This is a genomic window from Acidovorax sp. LjRoot117, from assembly GCF_964252695.1.
Lineage (GTDB): Bacteria > Pseudomonadota > Gammaproteobacteria > Burkholderiales > Burkholderiaceae_C > Acidovorax.
In genome coordinates this window covers 1-21734 of sequence record NZ_CAXUPO020000012.1, presented here as the reverse complement: position 1 = coordinate 21734, position 21734 = coordinate 1, and the positions used below count along the sequence as shown (strand labels likewise).

The 21734-nt window shown below is 68.1% G+C and carries 21 protein-coding genes; 13 read left to right on the top strand and 8 right to left on the bottom strand.

Features of this window, described 5'->3' with window-relative positions; translation table 11 throughout:
• Positions 1–39 precede the first annotated feature (39 nt).
• The 3 genes from ACSQ3D_RS22715 to ACSQ3D_RS22705 all read right to left on the bottom strand — a co-directional run bounded on the left by ACSQ3D_RS22715 (position 40) and on the right by ACSQ3D_RS22705 (position 1988).
• Complete coding sequence (locus ACSQ3D_RS22715) at positions 40–807, bottom strand: tRNA-uridine aminocarboxypropyltransferase (RefSeq protein WP_436128427.1); 768 nt, start codon at positions 805–807, stop codon at positions 40–42.
• Positions 797–1405, bottom strand: a complete 609-nt coding sequence (locus ACSQ3D_RS22710; protein ID WP_396505665.1) for a methyltransferase domain-containing protein — start codon at positions 1403–1405, stop codon at positions 797–799. The genes ACSQ3D_RS22715 and ACSQ3D_RS22710 overlap by 11 nt, the downstream gene beginning before the upstream one ends.
• 190 nt (positions 1406–1595) lie before the next feature.
• Positions 1596–1988 (bottom strand): VOC family protein, encoded by a 393-nt coding sequence (locus ACSQ3D_RS22705; protein ID WP_056171083.1) that lies wholly within the window; start codon positions 1986–1988, stop codon positions 1596–1598.
• A 356-nt stretch (positions 1989–2344) separates the two neighbouring features.
• Between ACSQ3D_RS22705 and ACSQ3D_RS22700 the strand changes: the two genes are divergently transcribed.
• From ACSQ3D_RS22700 to ACSQ3D_RS22650, 11 genes are all read left to right on the top strand, one after another.
• A complete protein-coding gene (locus ACSQ3D_RS22700) occupies positions 2345–3973 on the top strand; it encodes an ABC transporter substrate-binding protein (RefSeq protein WP_436128426.1) in 1629 nt (542 codons plus the stop codon).
• Positions 3974–4199: 226 nt separating this feature from the next.
• Positions 4200–5174 (top strand): ABC transporter permease, encoded by a 975-nt coding sequence (locus ACSQ3D_RS22695; RefSeq protein ID WP_056171089.1) that lies wholly within the window; start codon positions 4200–4202, stop codon positions 5172–5174.
• Positions 5175–5192: 18 nt separating this feature from the next.
• Positions 5193–6161, top strand: coding sequence for an ABC transporter permease (locus tag ACSQ3D_RS22690; protein ID WP_436128425.1), 969 nt, complete (start codon positions 5193–5195; stop codon positions 6159–6161).
• Between the two features lie 2 nt (positions 6162–6163).
• A complete protein-coding gene (locus ACSQ3D_RS22685) occupies positions 6164–7168 on the top strand; it encodes an ABC transporter ATP-binding protein (protein ID WP_436128424.1) in 1005 nt (334 codons plus the stop codon).
• Positions 7165–8175, top strand: coding sequence for an ABC transporter ATP-binding protein (locus tag ACSQ3D_RS22680; RefSeq protein ID WP_436128423.1), 1011 nt, complete (start codon positions 7165–7167; stop codon positions 8173–8175). Before ACSQ3D_RS22685 ends, ACSQ3D_RS22680 begins: the two co-directional genes overlap by 4 nt.
• A gap of 58 nt (positions 8176–8233) precedes the next feature.
• The gene (locus ACSQ3D_RS22675; protein WP_436128422.1) at positions 8234–9166 is read left to right on the top strand and encodes an alpha/beta hydrolase; all 933 of its coding nucleotides are present in this window, start codon (positions 8234–8236) and stop codon (positions 9164–9166) included.
• An 82-nt stretch (positions 9167–9248) separates the two neighbouring features.
• A complete protein-coding gene (locus ACSQ3D_RS22670) occupies positions 9249–10376 on the top strand; it encodes a M20 family metallopeptidase (RefSeq protein WP_436128421.1) in 1128 nt (375 codons plus the stop codon).
• A gap of 40 nt (positions 10377–10416) precedes the next feature.
• Positions 10417–11040: a flavin reductase family protein gene (locus tag ACSQ3D_RS22665; protein ID WP_436128420.1), complete on the top strand. Its 624-nt coding sequence runs from the start codon at positions 10417–10419 to the stop codon at positions 11038–11040.
• Positions 11041–11177: 137 nt separating this feature from the next.
• Positions 11178–12308 carry a PDDEXK nuclease domain-containing protein gene (locus ACSQ3D_RS22660; RefSeq protein WP_436128419.1) on the top strand — a complete coding sequence of 377 codons (1131 nt, stop codon included), beginning with the start codon at positions 11178–11180 and terminating at the stop codon, positions 12306–12308.
• Positions 12309–12395: 87 nt separating this feature from the next.
• Complete coding sequence (gene sbcD / locus ACSQ3D_RS22655; protein WP_436128418.1) at positions 12396–13640, top strand: exonuclease subunit SbcD; 1245 nt, start codon at positions 12396–12398, stop codon at positions 13638–13640.
• The gene (locus ACSQ3D_RS22650; RefSeq protein WP_436128417.1) at positions 13637–17218 is read left to right on the top strand and encodes an AAA family ATPase; all 3582 of its coding nucleotides are present in this window, start codon (positions 13637–13639) and stop codon (positions 17216–17218) included. The genes sbcD and ACSQ3D_RS22650 overlap by 4 nt, the downstream gene beginning before the upstream one ends.
• A 126-nt stretch (positions 17219–17344) precedes the next feature.
• Here ACSQ3D_RS22650 and ACSQ3D_RS22645 read toward each other — a convergent pair whose 3' ends face one another.
• Positions 17345–18265, bottom strand: coding sequence for a LysR family transcriptional regulator (locus tag ACSQ3D_RS22645; RefSeq protein ID WP_436128416.1), 921 nt, complete (start codon positions 18263–18265; stop codon positions 17345–17347).
• Between the two features lie 135 nt (positions 18266–18400).
• Here ACSQ3D_RS22645 and ACSQ3D_RS22640 point away from each other — a divergent pair, with 135 nt between their 5' ends.
• Together ACSQ3D_RS22640 and ACSQ3D_RS22635 are read left to right on the top strand one after the other, a co-directional pair.
• The gene (locus ACSQ3D_RS22640; RefSeq protein WP_436128415.1) at positions 18401–19237 is read left to right on the top strand and encodes a pirin family protein; all 837 of its coding nucleotides are present in this window, start codon (positions 18401–18403) and stop codon (positions 19235–19237) included.
• 119 nt (positions 19238–19356) lie between these two features.
• Complete coding sequence (locus ACSQ3D_RS22635) at positions 19357–20001, top strand: NADPH-dependent F420 reductase (protein ID WP_436128414.1); 645 nt, start codon at positions 19357–19359, stop codon at positions 19999–20001.
• Positions 20002–20073: 72 nt separating this feature from the next.
• Here ACSQ3D_RS22635 and ACSQ3D_RS22630 read toward each other — a convergent pair whose 3' ends face one another.
• The 4 genes from ACSQ3D_RS22630 to ACSQ3D_RS22615 all read right to left on the bottom strand — a co-directional run bounded on the left by ACSQ3D_RS22630 (position 20074) and on the right by ACSQ3D_RS22615 (position 21726).
• Positions 20074–20559 carry a hypothetical protein gene (locus ACSQ3D_RS22630; RefSeq protein WP_436128413.1) on the bottom strand — a complete coding sequence of 162 codons (486 nt, stop codon included), beginning with the start codon at positions 20557–20559 and terminating at the stop codon, positions 20074–20076.
• Positions 20556–20786 carry a hypothetical protein gene (locus ACSQ3D_RS22625; protein WP_436128412.1) on the bottom strand — a complete coding sequence of 77 codons (231 nt, stop codon included), beginning with the start codon at positions 20784–20786 and terminating at the stop codon, positions 20556–20558. The genes ACSQ3D_RS22630 and ACSQ3D_RS22625 overlap by 4 nt, the downstream gene beginning before the upstream one ends.
• 129 nt (positions 20787–20915) lie before the next feature.
• Positions 20916–21383 (bottom strand): STY0301 family protein, encoded by a 468-nt coding sequence (locus ACSQ3D_RS22620; RefSeq protein WP_436128411.1) that lies wholly within the window; start codon positions 21381–21383, stop codon positions 20916–20918.
• 202 nt (positions 21384–21585) lie between these two features.
• Complete coding sequence (locus tag ACSQ3D_RS22615) at positions 21586–21726, bottom strand: hypothetical protein (protein ID WP_436128512.1); 141 nt, start codon at positions 21724–21726, stop codon at positions 21586–21588.
• Positions 21727–21734 lie beyond the last annotated feature (8 nt).

Here is a 21734-nt window from a genome sequence, read left to right as displayed (position 1 = left end):
CGCCGCCTGCCGGGCCGCGCTGGTGGCGCGGGTGTTTTTTCAGCGCGCGCTGCGCAGGTCCATGAGCCGCTGGTGCACGGCATCGCTGCCATCCACCGGCAGCTGGTGCTTGGCCTGCAGGTAGTGGTCGGTGAACACGTCCAGGTAGGCCTCCAGCGTGTGCGCGGCGTGTGGCTCGCCGGCCAGTTCCAGGCACAGCGCGCCCACCTCGGATGTGCAGAAGTGGTCCATACGCGTGGAGCGGCGCAGGTGGTAGCGCGACAGCTGCTCGGGCTGCAGGCTGAGCACGGGCAGGTGGTCGAGGTAGGGGCTTTTGCGGAACATCTTGCGCGCCTCGGGCCAGGTGGCGTCCAGCAGCACGAACAGCGGGCGCTTGCCATTCGGTGGCGCGACCTCCGTGACCACGCGCTCCGGCGCCACGAACTCGCCGGGGAACACCACGTAGGGCTGCCACTGCGGGTCGGCCAGCAGCGCCAGCAGGCCGGGGTGCACCTCGGTGCGCGCCCAGCCAAACGCAAACGTGTCGGCCACCACGTCGGCGATCAGCCATCCGGTGTTGCTGGGCTTGAGCGGCTCGATGTCGGCCATCAGCAGGCACATGCCCGCGCGCGTGGGCACCTCGGGGCGCAGCGCGCACATGCAGTGGCTGGGCACCAGCCGGCAGCCGGCGCAACGCGCGCCCTTGGGGCCGCCGCGCGCGAGGAAGGGCTTGGCGCTGCGGGCCAGGCGCTCGGTGCGCAGGCGGGAGACGGCGTGGGGCGCCACGCTGGCCGGCAGGGCCGTGCCTGGCGCCTCGCTACGACCCACCCGACTGCTCCAGCGCAAACAGCGGCAGCTCGGCTTTGCGGCTGAGCCACACGCCGCCGCCCAGCTCGATCGCGCCCTCTTGCAAGCCGCGGCGGTACAGATCGGCGCGGTGGCGGAACACGCGGTTGTCGGTCAGGTCTTCGTCGATGATGTCGCGCTCGTAGTCCTCGCGCGATACCGCCTCCACATACAGCGCGCCTTGGGAGAGGCGGCCCAGGTTGTGCAGCGCGGCCTTGAGGTCCGGCGGGCTCAGGTAGGGCAGCACGCCCTGGCAGATGACCAGGTCGAACGGCTTGTCCGCCGCGTAGTCCACCACGGAGCCCTGCTCCCACCCGAAGCGCTCGCACAGGTAGCTGCTGATCTCCACGCCCTGGTAGCTGGCCTGCGGAAAATGCTGCGCCACGATGCCCTTCCACAGCCCGATGCCGCAGCCCACGTCCAGCACGCGATGCACCGGCACCCGCAGGTATTTGAGATAGCTGCACACAAACGTGCCCAGCCGCTCCATGTGCGCCGGGTCCACCACGCTGGTCTTTTTGTCGAAGTAAAAGCGCTGGTAGTAGGCCTCGTCAAAAGTGGTGGCGCTGGCGGATTTCAATGGCGGGTCCTCGTGTTGGGGGGTTCCCCTCACCCGGTGGGCGGGCGGGGAACGAAGCGGCCAAGTATCCCCTACGCACCAAGGCGCTGCGCCACCGGCGCCTCACCCCTGCGGCGGGGTGCATGCCGTGCAGCGGCCACGGGCCGGCAGGGCAACGGCGGCGGCAGCGGTGACGACATGGCCCTGCCGATCACGCCGCAGCAGGCTTGGGCGGGCGGTGCAGCGCGCACAGCTTGTTGCCGTCCGGGTCGCGCAGGTAGGCCAGGTACAGCGCACCCGACGGGCCTTCGCGAAAGCCTGGCGGGTCTTCGCACGTGGTGCCGCCGTGGGCCACGCCGGCTGCGTGGAACGCGTCGGCCTGCTCGGGCGACTGCACCGCAAAGCCGATGGTGGCGCCATTGCCCTGCGTGGCGGGCTCGCCGTTGATGGGGGTGGAAATGGCGAAGGTGCCGTTGGGGCCGCGGTAGAAGTAGCGGTTCTTGTTGGCCACGCCGGGCGGCACACCGAGCGTGCCCAGCAGCGCGTCGTAAAACTTCTTGGACACTTCCAGGTCGTTCACACCGACCATCACATGACTGAACATTGTTGTTGTCTCCGTTGGGCCCCTGCAGGGGCGGGTTGTGGGCGGGGGGATGTTACTGGCTCATCGGTGCGTGAGCCGGTCGCCAGCGTGCCACGTTGCGCGCATGCGGGACGCCCGGATGACCTCCACCGCCTGTCCCGCATGCACCACATGCTATTGAATACATAGCATTCCACCCAGGCAGCGCCATGTTGCCCACGCCCCGGCAGGCGACTGCGCGCACGCGCACTGCGGAATACCCGAGTGGGGTTCTGCCCCTGGATGAACCGATAATATGCATACATAGCGAACGCGGGCCCCACGGCCGGTTCGCTGCGTGTGTTTCATCGAGTGGTTGATAAAAAAGGAATCCGAAAATGAATGTAGGCATCCGAAAGACCGTGTCCGCCCTGGCGGGTGGTGTGGCAGTGTCGGTGTGTGCGGTGGGCGTGGTGCACGCGCAGTCGCTCACCATCGCGTTGGCCGCAGAGCCGACGGCGGCCGACCCGCACTATCACAAGATGACGGCGAACGATGCCTTTTCGGCGCACGTGTACGACTCGCTCGTGGCACGCAATGCCAAGATGGAGCTGGTGCCCTCGCTGGCCACGTCGTGGAAGAACCTGGACGACCTGACGTGGGAGTTCAAGCTGCGCCCCGGGGTCAAGTTCTCCAACGGCAAGCCGTTCACGTCCAAGGACGTGCTGTTCACCATCTGCCGCACGCTGAACAACGAGACCAATGTCTCGGAGTCGTACACCGACACCACCAAGCGCATTACCGATGTGAAGACGCCCGATGACCTGACCGTCATCATCAAGACCATCGCGCCGCTGCCACTGCTGCCCGCTGAAATGGCGCGGTCGCTGCCCATAGTGTGGAGCGGCATTGCGCAAAGCGGCAAGCTTGCTTTCGCCCCCAAGACGGGCTGCGGCGTGACCGGTGCCTGGCCCACCGTGACCGACTTCAACACCGGCAAGACGGCCATCGGCACCGGCCCGTTCCTGATGAAGTCCTACGTCAAGGGCACCGGCATCCAGCTGGAGCGCAACGATGCCTACTGGGGCGAGAAGCCGCACTGGAAGACCGTGAAGATGGTGCCCGTGCCCAGCGCCGGCCCGCGCCTGACGGGCCTGCTGTCGGGCGACTACGACGTGATCGAAAACCCCGCCGCGCGCGACCTGACCCGTGTGAAGGACAACGCCAAGTTCGACTTCGTCGCCACGCCGTCGACGCGCCTGGTGTTCCTGCAGCCCGACATCGGCCGCAACCCCAGCCCGCAGGTGAAGGCCGCGGACGGCAAGAACCCGCTGCAGGATGTGCGCGTGCGCCGGGCCATGAACATGGCCATCGACCGCAAGGCCATCGTGCAGCGCATCATGGACGGCATGGCCACGCCCGCCTACCAGTACATGCCCGACGGCATGTTCGGCGCGCTGCCCCAGGCCCCCGAGATCAAGTTCGACCCCGAAGGCGCCAAGAAGCTGCTGGCCGAAGCCGGCTACCCCAATGGCTTCGAGCTGACGCTGTCGTCCACCAACGACCGCTACGTGAACGACGCCCAGGTGGCCCAGTCGGTGGCGCAGTACTTCACGCGCATCGGCATCAAGACCAACGTGGATGCGATGACGGCATCGATCTACTTCCCCAAGCGCGCCAAGCGCGAGTTCAGCCTGCCCATGGGCGGCTGGCCTGCGGAAACGGGCGAGGCATCGGCGCTGTTCCAGCTGTGGGTGGCATCGCTGGATGCGCCCAAGGGCCAGGGCACCAGCAACTACGGCGCCAACTACAACCCCGAGTTCGACAAGCTGTACCTGCCGGCTGCCGACCTGGTGGACCCCGCCAAGCGCAAGGCAGGCCTGGAAGCCGCGACCAAGTTCGCGCTCGACAACGTGGCGCTGATCCCGCTGCACTTTGAAAGCAGCATCTGGGCCTTCAAGAAGGGCCTGAGCTACGAAGGCCGCCGCGACCAGTACACGCTGGCCACCTCGGTCAAGCCCAAGTAAGCCGTCGCGGGTCAGTGAACGATACGGGGTGCGCCTGGCGCACTCCGTATTTTTATTTTTCCTTCAGCGCCACGTCGCGCCCTCATCGCGCAATGCCGCGCAATGCCGCGCCCAGCCACGTCGTCACAGGCCAGCCATGTCCAAAGCCCCCTTCTTCACCCTGCCCAGCGGCAGGCGCCGTGCCGCTGAGCCGAGGCTTCCATCCATTTCGCGAGGGGGTGCCTGAGTGCTCATCTTCATCCTGCGAAGGCTCATGCAGAGCCTTTTTGTCCTGCTGGCCGTGTCGCTGGTGGTGTTCTTTGCGGTGTATGCCGTGGGCGACCCGATCGAACTGCTGGTCAATGCCGAGGCCAGCGAGGCCGACCGCCTGGCGATGATCAAGCGCCTGGGGCTCGACCTGCCCATCTGGCAGCAGTACACGAGCTTTCTGGTGCGCGCGCTGCAGGGCGACCTGGGCACCTCGTTCGTGCACGGCATCCCTGCCATCGAGCTGATCGTGCAGCGCATTCCGGCCACGCTGGAGCTGGTGCTGGTGGCGATCACGCTGACCATCGTGGTGGGCATTCCGCTGGGCCTGATCGCAGGTCTGAAGAACGACAAGCCCACCGGGCGCGGGCTGATGGCGGGCTCGGTGCTGGGCTTTTCGCTGCCCAGCTTCTGGCAGGGCATGGTGCTGATTTTGTGTTTTGCGGTGTGGCTGCAATGGCTGCCCGCCGCGGGGCGCGGCGACACGGTGGCGGTGTTCGGCGTGCCGCTGTCGCTGCTGACGGCCGACGGGTGGAAGCACGTGATGCTGCCGGCCGTGAACCTGGCGCTGGCCAACATCGCGCTGGTGCTGCGGCTCACGGCCACGGGCGTGGTGGACGCCAAGACGCAGGAATACGTGAAGTTCGCGCGCGCCAAGGGCCTTAAGCCCCGGCGCATCCTGACGCGCCACATCCTGCGCAACATCTTGATCCCGGTGGTCACCGTGATCGGCATGGAGTTCGGCACGCTCATTGCCTACTCCACCATCACCGAAACGGTGTTCGCCTGGCCCGGCATGGGCAAGCTGCTGATCGACAGCATCTACCAGCTGGACCGCCCGGTGGTCGTGGCCTATGTGCTGCTCGTGACCTTCATCTTCGTGATGATCAACATGCTGGTGGACATGCTGTATGCCGCGCTCGACCCGCGCGTGCAGCTGCAGGAATCGGAATAACCGCGGGCACCGACAACGATGACAATTCCAGAATCTCCCTCCACGCCGGTCGCGCCGATCACCCCGAAGACGTCGATCACACCGAACACACCGGCCCCATCCGCCGCGACACCGCTGTCGGACACGCCGCGGCGCCGCGCCATCCTCAAACATCTGCGCAGCCGCCCGTCCGTCAAGGGCTCGGTGATCGCGCTCATCGTGCTGCTGCTGGTGGTCATGCTGGCGCCGTTCCTGGCGCCGCAGAACCCGTATGACCTGGCGGCCCTGGACCTGATGGACGGCCGCTTGCCGCCAGGCTCCAAGAGCATGGACGGCCTGACCTACTGGCTGGGCACCGACAGCCAGGGGCGCGACATGCTCAGCGCCATCCTGTACGGCCTGCGCATCAGCCTGACCGTGGGCCTGGCCGCCGTGGCGCTGGCCACGGTGATCGGCAGCCTCGTCGGCCTGGTGGCCGCCTACATCGGCGGTTTTGTCGACACGGTGCTGATGCGCATCGTGGACTTCATCCTGGGCTTTCCGACCATCCTGGTGGCGCTGGTGCTGCTGGCCATGCTGGGCCGCGGGGTGGACAAGGTGGTGATCGCCATCGTGACCGTGCAGTGGGCGCACTACGCGCGCATCATGCGCAGCCGCGCGCTGCAGGAGCGCCGCAAGGAATACATCGAGGCGGCGCAGAACCTCGGGTTCCCGGCGTGGCGCATCATGCTGCGCCACCTGCTGCCCAACTGCCTGGGCCCGGTGATGGTGTTCGCCACCATCCAGATCGCCAATGCCATCGTGCTCGAAGCCACGCTGTCGTTCCTGGGCGTGGGCGTGCCCATCACCGAGCCGTCGCTCGGCCTGCTCATCGCCAATGGTTTTCAGTACCTGCTGTCGGGCGACTACTGGATCAGCATGTTCCCGGGCCTGGCGCTGCTGCTGTTGATCCTGACGATCAACGTGATCGCCGACCGCCTGCGCGCCGCGCTGGACCCGAGGGGCTGACGATGACCACGACGACGACAACAACAACGCCTTTGCTTGAAGTGCGTGGCCTGCACACCGTTTTCCATACCGAAGAAGGTGCCTGGCCTGCCGTGAGCGGTGTGGACCTGTCCATCCAGCCCGGCGAGATCGTGGGCCTGGTGGGGGAGTCCGGCTCGGGGAAATCGGTCACCGGTTTTTCCATCTTCGGCCTGATCGACCCGCCCGGCGAGGTGATCGCCGGCGAGGTGCTGTTCCAGGGCCAGGACCTGCGCGGGCTGACCGAAGAGCAGATGCGCCGGTTGCGCGGCAACCGCATCGCGATGATCTTCCAGGACCCGCTGATGACGCTGAACCCGGTGCTGCGCATCGAGGAGCAGATGCTCGAAGCCATCCAGACGCACCACCCCGAGGTCTCGCGCGCGGCGGCCCTGCAGCGCTGCGTGCAGGCGCTGGAGATGGTGGGCATCCCCGCCCCCGCATCGCGCCTGCGCAACTTCCCGCACGAGTTCTCGGGCGGCATGCGCCAGCGCGTGGCGATTGCCATTGCGATGCTCAACCAGCCCGCGCTGATCATCTGCGACGAGCCCACCACGGCGCTGGACGTGACCATCCAGGGCCAGATCCTGTACCGCATGCAGGAGATCTGCCGCACGCACGGCACGGCGCTGGTCTGGATCACGCACGACCTGGGCGTGATCGCCGAGCTGGCCGACAAGGTGGCCGTGATGTACGCGGGCAAGATCGTGGAGTCCGGCCCGGTGGCGCAGGTGCTGGACGCCCCGGCGCACCCGTACACCCGCGGCCTGCTCGATTCGCTGCCCGGCGCCATCGCGCCCGGCGAGCGCCTGCGCCAGATCAGCGGCATGGCGCCCACGCTGAGCAACCGCCCCGCAGGCTGCGCCTTTGCGCCGCGCTGCAGCCGGGCCCTGCCCCAGTGCGCCACCACCGAGCCCGAGCGCACGGTGGCCGGCGGCCGCACCTACCGCTGCTTTGCCCCCCTTGTTGCCCTGGACCCTGCCGCATGAGTACGACCCTGCCTCCCGTCATCGAGCTGCGCAATGTCCACAAGCGCTTTACCAAACACCAGGACCTGATCGGGCGCGCGCTGGAGCTGGCGCGCAAGAAGCCCGTGCCCCGCACCGTGCACGCCGTCAACGGCGTGAGCCTGTCCATCGCGCCCGGCGAGGTGCTGGGCCTGGTGGGCGAGTCGGGCTGCGGCAAATCCACCCTGGGCCGCGTGGTGGCCGGCCTGCACCACCAGACCGAGGGCGAGCTGCTGTACCAGGGCGCCGACGTAGCGGGCCTGAACCGCGCCGACAAGCTGGCCTACACGCTGGGCGTGCAGATGGTGTTCCAGGACCCGCAGGCCTCGCTCAACCCGCGCCAGCGCCTGCACCAGATCCTGGGCGAGGCGCTGCAGGTGCACAAGCTCGCGCCCGCAGCCGAGATCCCCGCGCGCATCGACCAGGCGCTGGCCGAGGTGGGCCTGGCCGCCGAGTACCGCGACCGGCTGCCGCACCAGCTCTCGGGCGGGCAGCGCCAGCGCGTGGGCATTGCCCGGGCGCTGATGGTGTCGCCGAAGTTTCTGGTGTGCGATGAACCGGTGGCGGCGCTGGATGTGTCCATCCAGGCGCAGGTGATCAACCTGTTCATGGACCTGCGCACGCAGCACGGCCTGACCTACCTGTTCATCAGCCACGACCTGGGCGTGGTGCGGCACATCTCCGACCGCGTGGCCATCATGTACCTGGGCAAGATCGTGGAGATGTCGACCACGGCCGAGATCTTTGCGCGCGCCAACCACCCCTACACGCAGGCGCTGATGGCCGAGGTGCCGGACCTCGCGCGGCGCAAGCGCGTGTTCGTGCCGATAAAGGGCGAAATCCCCTCGCCGCTGAACCCGCCATCGGGCTGCACGTTTCACCCCCGCTGCCCCCACGCCATGCCGCGCTGCCGCGAAGAAGTGCCGCCGCTGGAAGCCATTGCACCCGGCCACTGGTCGGCCTGCCACCTGAACCACACGGCCCCTTGAACCCGCCTGACCGCGCCTGACCCCACCTGATCCACCCGACCCAGCTGACCCACCTGACATGCCCCACGAACCACGCCTTCAAACCTTGCGCGACGCCGTGCTGCGCGTGGGCCGCCACGCGGTCGAATACGGCAACGGCGTTGCGACCGGTACACCCGATGCGCGCACCATCACCCTCCACACCTACCGGCCCGCGCACGCCACCGCCCATAGCCCCGTCGTGCTGGTGCAGCACGGCGTGATGCGCAACGGCGACGACTACCGCGACTTCTGGATTCCGGCCGCCGAGGAGCACGGCCTGGTCATCATCGCGCCCACGTTCTCCGACGCGCAGTGGCCCGACGTGGTGAGCTACAACAACGGCAACCTGCTGGCCACCACCGACCGCGCCGCGCTGGCCGACACCGCCCCCACCACGGCGCCCGAGGCCTGGTCGTACACCGTGGTCACCCGGCTGGTGGACGACCTGAAAGCCGCCGGGGTGCTGGCGGACCAGCCGCTCTACCTCTTCGGCCACTCGGCGGGCGGGCAGTTCGTGCACCGCCTGCTGAGCGTGCTGACCCCTGGCGTGTTCACCCAGGTCGCCGCGGGCAACCCGGGGTGGTACACGCTGCCGCTGCTCGACCTGCCCTTCCCCGAAGGGCTGAGCGGCACCCCTGCCGATGCCGACAGCCTGGCCCGCTTGTTCGCTGCCCCGCTCACGATCCTGGCGGGCGACCAGGACACCGAGACCGCCGACCCGCACCTGCCGTCCGAGCCCGCCGCGCTGCGCCAGGGCCCGCACCGCTATGCGCGCGCGCTCAACTACTTCGCGACGGCCCAGGCCGAGGCGGCGCGCCGGGGCCTGCCGTTCGCGTGGCAACTGCACACCATCGCAGGCATCGGCCACGACGGCGAAGCCATGTCGGCCGTGTGCGCGCACCTGTGGTTTCACCACCGCCTGCCCGACGCTGCGCAGCTGGCCGCGCTGGCGGGCCGGCACACGGCCTGACCGCGTCCGACCCGAAGCCGAACGCCAACGCGTCGCCCATCGCCCATCGCCCATCGCCACACCCTTTTTCGGAGCCGCCCCCATGACCTCACCCACCACCCAGTCCCTCGTCGATGGCATCACCGCGTGGATGCAATGCGAGTCCCCCACCAGCAGCCCCGAAGGCCTGGCGCGCATGGTCGCGGTCATGCAGGGCTATGCAGCAAGCGCCGGCCTGCAAGCCGCGGTCACGCCGCTGGGCGCTGCGGTGGGGCCGCTGCTGCACATCAGCAACCGGGCTGCGGGCGACGTACGGCCGGGCCTCTTGATCCTGGGCCACTCGGACACCGTGCACCCCATCGGCACGCTGCAGGACAACCCCTGCCGCATCGAGGGCGACCGCTTCTATGGCCCCGGCGGTTATGACATGAAGGCCGGCATCTACCTGGCGCTGACCGCGCTGCGCGACCTGGCCGCCGCAGGCGCCACCGCGTTGCCGGTGGACTTTGTGGTGGTGCCCGACGAAGAGACCGGCAGCCACGCCTCGCGCGCACACATCGAGGCCTTTGCACGCAACGCGCGCTACACCCTGGTGTGCGAGCCCGCCCGCGCCAACGGAGGCAAGTGCGTGACGGCGCGCAAGGGCACCGGCATGCTGCGCCTGGGCGTGAAGGGCCGCGCCGCGCATGCCGGCGTGCAGCACGAGAAGGGCCGCAGCGCCATCCGCGAAATGGCGCACCAGATCCTGGCGCTGGAGGCCATGACCGACTACGCGCGCGGCGTCACCGTCAGCGTGGGCACCATCGAAGGCGGCACCGCCACCAACACCGTGCCCGACCGCTGCCGCTGCGTGGTGGACTTTCGCCTGCCCGACCTGCAGGCGGCGGACGAGCTGGTGGACAAGATGCAGGCGCTGCGCCCGGTGGGTGCCGACATGGAGCTCGACATCGACGTCGAGGTGAACCGCCCGCCCATGGTCAAGAGCGAAGCCGTGCAGGCCCTGCTGGCCCGCGCGCAGGAGTCGGCCCGCCACGCCGGCTTCACGCTGGAAGACGCCCCCATGACGGGCGGCGGCAGCGACGCCAACTTCACCTCGGCCCTGGGCGTGCCCACGCTCGATGGCCTGGGCGCCGATGGCGACGGCGCGCACACGCTGCACGAGCACATCCTGGTGTCCACGCTGGAAGCACGCTTGAACTTCTGGCGCCATCTGCTGGCGCATCTGGCGTAGGCTTCGGGGGAAGACCTCCAACACGTCCAGCACAGCCCGCATGTCCACCACCACCTCCACCATCGCCACCGCTGCCCCCGAGCACTTCACCCCCGTCCCGCTCGACAAGGCCTACCGCCTGCTCAACCACGGCCCCACCGTGCTGGTGTCGGCCGCGCACGCCGGCCAGCACAACGTGATGGCCGCAGCCTGGGCCTGTGCGCTGGACTTTGCGCCGCCCAAGGTGACGCTGGTGCTGGACAAGGCCACGCGCACGCGCGAGCTGGTGGAGGCCAGCGGCGAGTTCGCGCTGCAGCTGCCCACCGTGCCCATGGCGGCGATGACCGTGGCCATCGGCACCGACAGCGCCAAGACCCACCCGGACAAGCTGCAGCAGCACGGCGTGCCGCTGTTCCACGCCCCCAGCCACGCCAGCACCCACATCAGTACCCACATCCCGCTGGTGCACGGCTGCGCCGCCTGGCTGCTGTGCCGCGTCATCCCCGAGCCCCACAACCAGCAGACCTACGACCTTTTCATCGGCGAAGTGGTGGCCGCCTGGGCGGACGAGCGCGTGTTCCGCCACGGGCACTGGGAGTTCGACACCGCGCCCGATGCGCTGCGCACGCTGCACTACGTGGCGGGTGGGCAGTTCTATGCGACGGGGGCGTCGATCAGGGTGTGAGGGGCGGTGGTGGTGCGCGGGTAATGCACAGGTGATGCGCATGGGCCTGGAGCGCGCGGAGCAGATGAGCTGGCCGCGCAAAACACTGTGCAAAAATACAGTCATCTGCGCATTCCACCCCTGCCTGAGGACCCGCCATGACGAAGACGCCCCGCGCTGCTTCCGCCCTGACCGACCCCGAGTCGGCGCTGTTTGCCAGCATCCGAACGCTGATCGAGTCGGCCCGCAGCACGGTGGCCCGCGGCGTCGACCTGGTGCAGGTGCACACCCACTTCGAGATCGGGCGGCACATTGTCGAGTTCGAGCAGCAGGGGGAGCAGCGGGCGGGCTATGGAAATGCCTTGCTCAGTCTTTTGTCCGAGCGGCTGACCGCAGAGTTCGGCAAGGGCTTCGGGCGCAGCAATATCGCCTATTGCCGCAGCTTCTACCTGGCGTACCGGGAGCGCGTGCTGATTGTCCAGACAGCGTCTGGACAATCATCGATGGCGCTTGGCACCGCGCCGTTTCAGATCGGCCAGACAGCGTCTGGACAATCTGAGCGCCCCTTCACCCTCAGCTGGTCCCACTACGTTTTCCTGCTGGGCATCAAGCATGCCGAGGAACGCAGCTTCTACGAAATCGAGTCCACCCAGCAGCAATGGACCTTGCGGGACCTCAAACGCCAGTTTCAGAGCGGGCTCTACGAGCGCCTGGCCCTGAGCCGCGACCAGGACGGCATTCGCCAGCTGGCGCAGCAGGGGCACACCGTCAGCCGCGCCAGCGACCTGCTCAAGGAACCGCTGGTGCTGGAGTTCCTGGGGCTGTCCGAGCAGGCCCGGTTTTCCGAATCGGACCTGGAGGCGGCCATCATCAGCCAGATCGAGCGCTTTCTGCTGGAGCTGGGCAAGGGCTTTCTGTTCGAGGCGCGCCAAAAGCGTTTCACCTTCGACGACGAGCATTTCTTCGTGGACCTGGTGTTCTACAACCGCCTGCTGCACTGCTACGTGCTCATCGACCTCAAGCTGGGCAAGCTCACGCACCAGGACCTTGGGCAGATGCAGATGTACGTCAACTACTTCGACCGCCACGTCAAGACCGACACCGAAGCGGCCACGGTCGGCATCGTGCTGTGCAAGAAGAAGCACGAGGCGCTGGTCGAGATCACCCTGCCCCAGGGCGCCAACATCCACGCCAGGGAATACCAGCTGTACCTGCCCAGCAAGGAAGAGCTGCAGCAAAAGCTGGCGGAATGGGCGGATATTGAGACGAAACAAGCCCCTGCCGCTTGATCAGCAAGCGCCAGCAGCTATCAAAAGCATAGTATTCGACCTATTCGGCCCGTACAGTTCCTTCAGCCCATTCCACCCACCCATCCCATGCGCATCCTCCACACCTCCGACTGGCACCTGGGCCAGCACTTCATGGGCAAGAGCCGCCAGGCCGAGCACCAGGCGCTGATCGACTGGCTGCTGGTCCAGGTCGATGCGCATGCGGTGGATGCGGTGCTGATCGCGGGCGACATCTTCGACACCGGCGCCCCGCCGAGCTACGCGCGCGAGCTGTACAGCCACCTGGTGGTGAGCCTGCACCGCCAGGGCGTGGCGCTGTTGCTGCTGGGCGGCAACCACGACTCGGTCGCCACGCTGGGCGAAAGCCGCGCGCTGCTCGCGGTGCTGAACACGACGGTGGTGGCGGCCGTCAGCGACCCGGCCGACCATGTGGTGGTGCTGCCCCGGCGCGGTGGTGATGGCGGCAGCAATGAGCCCGGCTGCATCGTCTGCGCCGTGCCGTTCATCCGCCCGCGCGATGTGTGGCAAAGCCAGGCCGGGCAGAGCGCTGAGGACAAGCAGCAGTCCCTGCAGGCAGCCATCCAGGCGTACTACCAGGGCGTGCATGACGCGGGCCTGGCCCTGCAGGCGCAGCTGCAGCAGACGCTGGGCCGGCGCGTGCCCCTCATCGCGACCGGCCACCTCACCACCGTGGGCGCCAGCAGCAACGAGTCGGTGCGCGAGATCTACGTGGGCTCGCTCGACGCCTTTCCCACCGCCGCATTTCCGCCGGTGGACTACATCGCGCTGGGGCACATCCACAAGCCGCAGAAGGTGGGCGGCCTCGCGCACATCCGCTACTGCGGATCGCCCATTCCGCTGGGCTTTGACGAGGCGCGGCAGCACAAGGAAGTGCTGCTGGTGGACCTGGATGCCACCGGCCTTGCAGGCGTCACGCCGCTGCCCGTGCCGCGGTTTCAGGCGCTGGTGTCCGTGAGCGGCAACCTCGCCGCCTTGCCCACGGCCATCGCCGCCGCCGCATCGGAAGGCACGGCCGACAAGCCGGCCTGGCTGGAGGTCACCGTGGCCGAAGACGACTACCTGCAAGACCTGCCCGAGCGCATCAACACCATGACGCAGGGCCTGCCGGTGGAAGTGCTGCGCGTGCGCCGCCAGCGCGCCAGCGCCATCGCCACCCTGTTCTCCGAGGCGCTGGAAACCCTGGACGAGCTGAGCCCGGGCGACGTGTTTGCACGGCGGCTGTCGCAGGAAGACCTGTCGCCCGACCTGCGGCAGGCCCTGAACCAGCGGTACACCGACGTGGTCCGCAGCATCACCGAAGGCGCGGCATGAAGATCCTGAAGCTGCGCCTGAAGAACCTCAATTCGCTCAAAGGCGAATGGGCCATCGACTTCACCCAGCCGCCGTTCACCGAGAACAGCCTGTTCGCCATCACCGGCCCCATGGGCGCGGGCAAGTCCACGCTGCTCGACGCGATCTGCCTGGCGCTGTACCACCAGACGCCACGCCTGCCCAGCGTCTCCAAGTCGTCCAACGACCTCATGACGCGCCACACCGCTGACTGCCTGGCCGAGGTGGAATTCGAAGTGAAGGGCGCCGTGTACCGCGCCTTCTGGAGCCAGCGCCGCGCCCGCGACAAGGTGGACGGCGCGCTGCAAGACCCCAAGGTGGAGCTGGCCCAGGTCGACCCCGCCACCGGCCTGGGCACCGTCCTGTGCAGCCAGAGCAACGACAAGCTGCGCCGCGTGGCCGACATCACCGGGCTGGACTTTGGCCGCTTCACCCGGTCCATGCTGCTGGCGCAGGGCCAGTTCGCCGCCTTTCTGAACGCCAGCGCCAACGACCGCGCCGAGCTGCTCGAAGAGCTGACGGGCACCGAGATCTATGGCGACATCTCCCGCCGCGTGTTCGAACAGGCCCGTGACGCCCGCGAGCAGCTGAACCAGCTCAAGGCCCGCGCCGACGGCGTGGAGCTGCTGCCCGCAGAGCGCAGCGCCGCCATGCAGGCCGAGTTGCAGGAATGGACCCGGGCGCTGGCCGAGGTGCAGCACGCCCACGCCGCCACCAGCACGCAGCGCCAGTGGCACATCGACGTGGACCACAGCGCGCAGTCCGTGCTGGCCGCCACCACCGGCCAGCAGCAGGCCGCTGCCGCACTGCAGACCGCCGCTCCCGACCTGCAACGCCTGGCCGACAGCGAGCCCGCCCAGGCCCTGCGTGCACCGCACGCGGCGTGGCAGCAGGCCCAGGCCGCCTGCGAAGCCAGCGACACCCTGCTGGCCAGCCTGCAGGCGCAGCACCAGCGCGAGTCCGCACAACAAGCCCAGCACCACCACGCCGCCGCCGTGCTGGCCCGCCGCGTGGCCCACGCCGCACAGGCCGCGCTGGCGCAGGCCGAGGCCGCGCAACAGCGCCACACCGGCTACTGCACCACCCACGCCCAGCACGCCCACCTGGGCGAGCGCCTGGGCGAATGGCGCCAGCAGCTATTGCAACGGCAGCAACTGCAGGGCAAGCTGGCCGAGCACCACACGGCGCTGCAGGCGCTGCAGGCAGACATCGCCCAGCGCAGCGACCAGGTCACCGCCCAGAGCGCGCGCGTGGACGCCGCCACGCAAGACCAGGCCACCGCCACCGCCGCACTGCGCACCGCCCAGGCAGAGCAGCAGCAACAGCTGGGCGGCCACACCATCGCCACGCTGCGCGAGCGCTGGCAGCACGCACAGGGCCGCGTGGCCGCCTGGCGCCATGCCGTGCAACTGGGCGAGCAGCGGCGCGAACTGGCAGAGCAGCAGGCCTCACTGGGCACGGAAGTGCAGCGCATCGAAGCGGCCACCGCCAGCCAGGAGGCCGCACGCCTGGCACTGCGCGCGCAGTACAACGGCTTGAAAGAACAGGTGGCCGACAAGCGCCAGATGCTGGAGCAAGAGCGCCGCATCCAGAGCCTGGACCAGCACCGCCACGCCCTGCAACCCGGCGAGCCCTGCCCGCTGTGCGGCGCCACCGCGCACCCCGCCATCGACGCCTACCAGGCGCTGGACGTGTCGGCCACCGAGGCCGCGCTGCAGCACAAACAGGCCGAGCTGGAGGCGCTGACCGCCCAAGGCCAGGCCGTGGCAGAGTCGCTGGCCACCAGCAAGACCCGGCTGGCCGAGCGCATGGACCAGCAACAAAAGACCGCCCAGCGCATCGGCCAGTGGGATGCAGAGTGGGCCACCTGCATCGAACCCCTGAATGCGCCGAACGTGCAGAGCGAACAGAACGTTCTGAACGCAGCGGACCCCTCCGATGCGCCGAACGCGCTGACCGCATTGCCCGCGCTGCGCACCGAAGACTGGCAGCACGCCGACCAACTCGCAGCCGGGCACGCAGCCGCCCAAGCCGCTCAGGCACGCCTGGCCGACGCCCTGCACAACGCAGAGGCCGCAGAGCAGCGCGTGCAGCAAGCCCAGGCTGCTGCCAGCCAGTGCGACCAGAGCCTGCAAGCCGCCACGCACCAACTGGCCCTGCAGCAGCAAGCCGTGCACGAAGCGCACGCGCGGCAAGCCACGCTGGCAGACACCATCAGTACCGCCCAGGCCGAATGCACCGCGCTGGACACCCGCCTGCGCGCCGCCGTGCAAGCCGCCGGCTACGACCTGCCCGCCGACCACGCGCCCTGGCTGCAAGCGCGCGATGCCGAATGGCAACGCTGGCGCCACACCCAGGCCGAGCTGCAGACGCTGGCCCAGAGCATCACGCGCCTGCAAGCCCAATGCGACGCTGCACAGGCGCAGGCTGAACTGTGGTCGCAACGCTGGGCTGCGCTGCAAGCCACTTCCGCTGGCGGTGCAGACCAGCCCGCCGACGCGAACCTGCAGCTACCCCTGTCGGCTACCCTGGACGACGACGGATCCCACGATGGCACGGCCGATGCAGCCGCAGCCTTGCAGGCCAGCGTGGCGGAAATTGAGCGCCTGCAACGCACCCTGGCGGCTTTGGAAGGCCGCCAAGCGCAGGCACAAACCACCCGCACCCAACAAGCCACGGCCCTGGAGGCCGCGGCCCACGCATGGCACGCCGCGCTGCAGGCCAGCCCCTTCGCCGACTTGGGCCGATTCAACGCCGCCCTGCTGCCCGAGCCCGAGCGCCAGCGCCTGGCCGCCCAGCGCGACGCCCTGCTGGCCGCACAGCAACGCACCGACGCCCTGCTGCAGGCCGCGCACGCCCGCCATGCCGAGCTGCAGGCCCAGGCGCTCACACCGCAGTCACTGGACGAGCTGACCGCCCGCCTGGCCGAGCTGGAAGCGCAGCGCAGCGCCGTCAGCGAACAGATCGGCGCCCACCGCGCCCTGCTGACGCGCGACGACCAGCTGCGCACCACCCAACAAACCCTGTTCGCGCAGATCAGCCAGCAGACCGCCGACAGCGACGTGTGGCAGCGGCTGGACGCGCTGATCGGCTCCTCCAAAGGCGACAAGTTCCGCAAGTTCGCCCAGGGCCTCACGCTGGACCACCTGCTGCAGCTGGCCAACAAGCACCTGGCCCGCCTGCACGGCCGCTACCTGCTGCGCCGCAAATCCACCGGCGAGCTGGAGCTGGAGATCGTCGACGCCTGGCAAGGCGACGTGGCACGCGACACGCGCACCCTGTCCGGCGGCGAAGGCTTTCTGGTCAGCCTGGCGCTGGCCCTGGCGCTGTCGGACCTGGTGAGCAACAAGACGTCGATCGACTCGCTGTTTCTGGACGAAGGTTTCGGATCGCTGGACGGCGACACGCTGGAGGTGGCGCTCACGGCGCTGGATTCGCTCAACGCCAGCGGCAAGATGATCGGCATCATCAGCCACGTGGAGGCGCTGAAGGAGCGGATACCGGCGCAGATCCGCGTGGTGAAGGGCGGGGGCGTGGGGTACTCGCGGCTGGTGGTGTAGGGCGCTCGCCGGCAACATCCGCTCGGGTTGGGACTGTCGATGCCTGGCGCGGCGTTCGACTGGCTCAGCGTGAACGGCTCAGGTGGATGCCTGCCGCAGGATGCCTGCCGCAGGATTCCTGCCGCATCAGCCGCAGGCCTGCGGCGGCAGCTCCTGCACCGCGCCCATCTTGTCGATGACCAGATCCATGAACGCCGACACGGCCAACGGCAGGTAGCGCCTGCTGGGGTAGACCATGTGCACGCCGTGGCCCACCTGGTGATAACCGGGCAGCACGGGCACCAGCAGGCCCGCGCGCAGGTCGCGTTGCGTCAGCGTGGAGGGCAGCAGCGCAATCCCCAAGCCCGCCAGCGCGGCCTTGCGCAGGGCCTGCGCCGTGTTGCCGCTGAAGCGGCCGGACACCTGCACCTCGGCCGGCGCGCCATCCGGCCCCGTCACGCGCCAGGTGGCCTTGCCGCTGGGGTGGCCGAACACCAGGCAGTCATGGGCTGCCAGGTCTTGCAGCGTGGCCGGCACGCCCTGGCGGGCCACGTAGGCGGGGCTGGCCACCAGGCCGTCGGTGCCCGCGTCCAGCACCTTGCGGGCAAACAGGCCCGAGTCCTCCAGGATGCCGCCCCGAAACGCCACGTCGATCCGGTCTGCGATCAGGTCGGCGCGCCCGTCGCTGAGCACAAAGTCCACCCGCACCTTGGTGTGCGCCACCAGGAACTCGGTCAGCCACTCCATCGCAAAGAAATCGAAGAAGTCCGCCGGGGCCGCCACCCGCACCAGGCCGCTGGGCTCCTGGTTGACCGCCAGCAGTTCCTCGCCCGCATCCATCAGGCCCTCCACCGCGCCGCTGCAGCGCTCCAGAAACACCTGGCCCGCGCTGGTGAGCGTGAGATGGCGGGTCGAGCGCTGCATCAGCCGGGTGCCCAGGTGTGCCTCGAGCTGCTGCACCCGGCGGCTCAGGGTGTTGGGCGGCACGCCCAGGCGGCGCGAGGCCTCGGCAAAGCTGCCGCAGCGCACCACCTGCACAAAGACCGCAACGTCGTTCAGATCCAGCATGGCTGCACTCGCTCGCTCATTCACGTATTCATTCATTCGATTAATGGACGAGTGCAATCATATTGCGCTATCTAGTCAATCAATCGATGAATTTTTAAGCTACAGGCATCACTTCAACACCTTCAGGGTTTCAGGATGTCTGCTCCAGCTTCAGTCCCACGCGCCATCGCCCACCGCACCCGCGGCACCACGCACGGCCCCATCACCCGCCTCATGAGCCCTGGGGACCTGGGCCAGGTGCTCAAGCCCTTCATCTTTCTGGACCTGGTTCACTTCCAACCCGGCGCGGCGCAGCAGGGCTTTGGCATGCACCCCCACTCGGGCATCGCCACGGTCACGTTCTTGTCGGAAGGCGATGTGCGCTACGAAGACAGCACCGGCCATGCCGGCCTGTTGCCCGCAGGCGGTGTGGAATGGATGCGTGCTGGCAACGGCGTGTGGCACACCGGTGCCCCGGTGGGCGACACGCCGGGCCGCGGCTTTCAGCTGTGGGTGGCCCTGCCCGCCGCGCTGGAGAACGCACCCGCCCAGAGCCAGTACCTCGCCCCCGAGCTGGTGCCCCAGGTCGGCCCGGTGCGGGTGCTGATGGGCACCTACGGCCCGGCGCGCAGCCCGGTCGCGGCGCCGGGCGGCATGACCTACTTGGCAGTGCAACTGGCCCAGGGCGAACGCTGGACCTACACCCCGCCCCAGGGCCACACGGTGGTGTGGGCAGCGGTGGCTACCGGGGCACTCACTGCAGGCGAAGGCCTTGACGCTGGCGAACTGGTGGCGTTCAAGCCCAGCAGCCAAAGCATCGACTTTGTCGCCACCGAACCCACCCGGTTCGTGCTGGGGTCTGCCGTGCCGCACCCGCACGACCTGGTCATGGGCCGCTACTCGGTGCACACCAGCCCGGCCGCACTGGCACAGGGCGCCACAGAAATCCGGCGCATTGCAGGGCAACTGCGCCAGGCCGGGCGGCTGGCCTAGGGCGGGGCTGAACAGGGCGGGCGCATCGCGCAGGCCTGTCCAGCGTCGCCTTGGCTCCACTCACCTTCCATCACGTTCTTCCAACCCACTTCACTCACTCACTCACCCAAGGAAACATCATGAACATCGGCATCATCGGCTCTGGCGGTCTCGGCTCCAACGTGGCCCGCGCATTGGCCCGCAACGGCCTGTCGGCCACCCTCTCCACCCGGCGCGGTCCGCAATCCCTGGCCGCTCTGGTGGCCGAACTGGGCCCCACCATCCAGGCCGGCACCGTGGCAGAAGCTGCCGCCGCAGACATCGTGCTCATCGCCGTGCGCTGGGAAGACCTGGGCCAGGCGCTGGGCCCCCTGCCCGCCTGGAACGGCCGCATCGTCATCGACGGCACCAACCCCGTGGAGTTTCTGGACCCCGACTCGCCCGACGCGCAGGACCCCACCAACCCACTGGCAGCCTACGGCATCAAGGCCATCGACCTGGGCGGGCGCTCGTCCAGCGAAGTCTTCAGCGAATTCGTGCCCGGCGCCCGCGTGGTCAAGGCGTTCAACCACCTGGACGTGAACGTGCTGGCGCAGCCTCAGGTCTCCGGCGGCCAGCGCGCCATGTTCTACGCAGGCGACGACGCCGCCGCCAAGGCTGCAGTGCGCGAGGTACTGGACGCGATTGGCTACTTCCCGGTGGACCTGGGCACGCTGGCGGTGGGCGGGCGGCTGTCGGAGCTGCCGTTTGGGGCGTTGTCGAGTACGCAGTTCATCACGATTTGAGTGGGGCGCCTGCCAGGGCATGTCAAAAGGTCCGAGCGCTTCGCAGCCAGGGCGCGACAGAGCCACCCTGGCTCACAGCCCGCCCGATGACTGCGACTGCAGTTCGCGGATCCGCAAGCCCGATGCCGTGCGGGCCAGGACCACCGTGTCTTCGCTCACCATGCTCATGCCAGGGAGGCCTTGTGCCTGCACCGACGTGCGCTGCGTGTACTGCAGGCGCGCGGTGGTCCATGGAAAACCACCCCGCGTGATGCGCACATTGTCGAATTCGGTCTGGGTGTGGGCTTGCAGCACCGTGAGTGCCGCGGACGACTGCTTGAGGTAGCCGCACAACTCGGCCTTGCCGCCCTCGACCTCCCAGCGCCCACGCTGGCCCTTGGCCGTCAGTTCCACCTTCACATCGTCCGTGTAGTCATCGCAAGCGGCACTGTCGCCCTGCAGGGCGCGCGCCGTGTGCTGCGTCAGCCACCCCATCACACGGGGCTCTGAAAAGGTGAAACGTGCATGCGCATAGAACCCGCACAGCAGCAGCAAGACAACAAATATCAGTCGAATCATGGAATGGCAAAGCCGGAACAACGGCGCACAGTGAAAGAACAGCCGCGGATATTACCCATCCACCAGGCAGCAAAAACCCTCGGCACGCGCCGCCTGAGCGTCAACGCAACATCCGTGCGTTCAATGCCCTGCTGCAGGCAGATCAAGCGCTTCTTGAGGGCTTGCCACAACGCCGCCAGTGCCCGTCTTCTTTCGAGCGCCTGGGTCACGCGGCCGGCCCAGGCCATGGCGCCACGGGAACTTCGATACCTTCAAAAGAATTGACGACTTCGAGCCCATGGTCGCATCGCGCCTCCAACGGCAGACAAGGCGCACTGCTTGCGCTGCGTCGAGCCCACCCAGCCGTCAGACGCACTTCAGCGTTGAACTTGGTTTTGGCAGCTCCACCGTTTGACGGTGGGCGGTGATGTATTGAGGTCATGTTCTGCCGTGCAGCCGGTAACGCTCTTGTCGAGAGGCCTCGTAGCCACCGCAGAGGTGCCTGAGTATTCACAGGCCACCCAATACTGCTGCGTGGAGGGCGGGAACACCCACTGCAAGTGCAGCGTCTTGCCCCGACTCTGCGTGCGGTTCGGCACCTTTTGCACGAGCAGCTCCGGCGGGCCTTCATAAAAACCCACGTTGTACAGGGGGTAGCTGCCATTGCTGCCGCGGACTTGCCAATCAGGGGGCACGTTGTCCGAAGGCGTTTGCTGGACCTGCAGCGATTGCGGACACGGGCTGCCCGTTGGCGTTGCGTCGGGGCGAGGTGCTGATTGCGCCATGGCGAGAGCCATTAAGCCAGGACCGATGAGCAGGAAGACGATGTGACGGTGGATGATCATGGTGACAGCTGCGCTCGGTGTCGAGGGGGAGCGTGAGGTAAAAATTGAGCCAAATTGGCCTCTGCCGCTTACTGCAAAAGCGCTAACAGCTATAACTTTATGAGCAAAGGCATGACGAAGTCGTGGACTACCGCACTGCCAGCGGCTCCTCACGATCACTGGAAATCCCACTGCCCCGCGGATACCTCTTTCGCCCGATTTGTCACGAGCCCCCGCTGCGGCACGACCACCGCTTGAGGGTGATGGGTGAACTGGTCAGATCGTGTTGCACCGAGCACGATGTCAGGCTCTTGTCGAGCGGTTTGGCGACTATCGCGGCTGTTCGCCCGTACTCACAGCCCACCCAGTAAG

Excerpts from the sequence above, each read along its gene's own strand:
- ACSQ3D_RS22705 (WP_056171083.1), bottom strand. The coding sequence starts at position 1,988 with ATGTTCAGTCATGTGATGGTCGGTGTGAACGACCTGGAAGTGTCCAAG.
- ACSQ3D_RS22700 (WP_436128426.1), top strand. The coding sequence starts at position 2,345 with ATGAATGTAGGCATCCGAAAGACCGTGTCCGCCCTGGCGGGTGGTGTG.
- ACSQ3D_RS22690 (WP_436128425.1), top strand. The coding sequence starts at position 5,193 with ATGACAATTCCAGAATCTCCCTCCACGCCGGTCGCGCCGATCACCCCG.
- ACSQ3D_RS22685 (WP_436128424.1), top strand. The coding sequence starts at position 6,164 with ATGACCACGACGACGACAACAACAACGCCTTTGCTTGAAGTGCGTGGC.
- ACSQ3D_RS22680 (WP_436128423.1), top strand. The coding sequence starts at position 7,165 with ATGAGTACGACCCTGCCTCCCGTCATCGAGCTGCGCAATGTCCACAAG.
- ACSQ3D_RS22675 (WP_436128422.1), top strand. The coding sequence starts at position 8,234 with ATGCCCCACGAACCACGCCTTCAAACCTTGCGCGACGCCGTGCTGCGC.
- ACSQ3D_RS22670 (WP_436128421.1), top strand. The coding sequence starts at position 9,249 with ATGACCTCACCCACCACCCAGTCCCTCGTCGATGGCATCACCGCGTGG.
- ACSQ3D_RS22665 (WP_436128420.1), top strand. The coding sequence starts at position 10,417 with ATGTCCACCACCACCTCCACCATCGCCACCGCTGCCCCCGAGCACTTC.
- ACSQ3D_RS22660 (WP_436128419.1), top strand. The coding sequence starts at position 11,178 with ATGACGAAGACGCCCCGCGCTGCTTCCGCCCTGACCGACCCCGAGTCG.
- sbcD (WP_436128418.1), top strand. The coding sequence starts at position 12,396 with ATGCGCATCCTCCACACCTCCGACTGGCACCTGGGCCAGCACTTCATG.
- ACSQ3D_RS22650 (WP_436128417.1), top strand. The coding sequence starts at position 13,637 with ATGAAGATCCTGAAGCTGCGCCTGAAGAACCTCAATTCGCTCAAAGGC.
- ACSQ3D_RS22645 (WP_436128416.1), bottom strand. The coding sequence starts at position 18,265 with ATGCTGGATCTGAACGACGTTGCGGTCTTTGTGCAGGTGGTGCGCTGC.
- ACSQ3D_RS22640 (WP_436128415.1), top strand. The coding sequence starts at position 18,401 with ATGTCTGCTCCAGCTTCAGTCCCACGCGCCATCGCCCACCGCACCCGC.
- ACSQ3D_RS22635 (WP_436128414.1), top strand. The coding sequence starts at position 19,357 with ATGAACATCGGCATCATCGGCTCTGGCGGTCTCGGCTCCAACGTGGCC.
- ACSQ3D_RS22630 (WP_436128413.1), bottom strand. The coding sequence starts at position 20,559 with ATGATTCGACTGATATTTGTTGTCTTGCTGCTGCTGTGCGGGTTCTAT.
- ACSQ3D_RS22625 (WP_436128412.1), bottom strand. The coding sequence starts at position 20,786 with ATGGCCTGGGCCGGCCGCGTGACCCAGGCGCTCGAAAGAAGACGGGCA.
- ACSQ3D_RS22620 (WP_436128411.1), bottom strand. The coding sequence starts at position 21,383 with ATGATCATCCACCGTCACATCGTCTTCCTGCTCATCGGTCCTGGCTTA.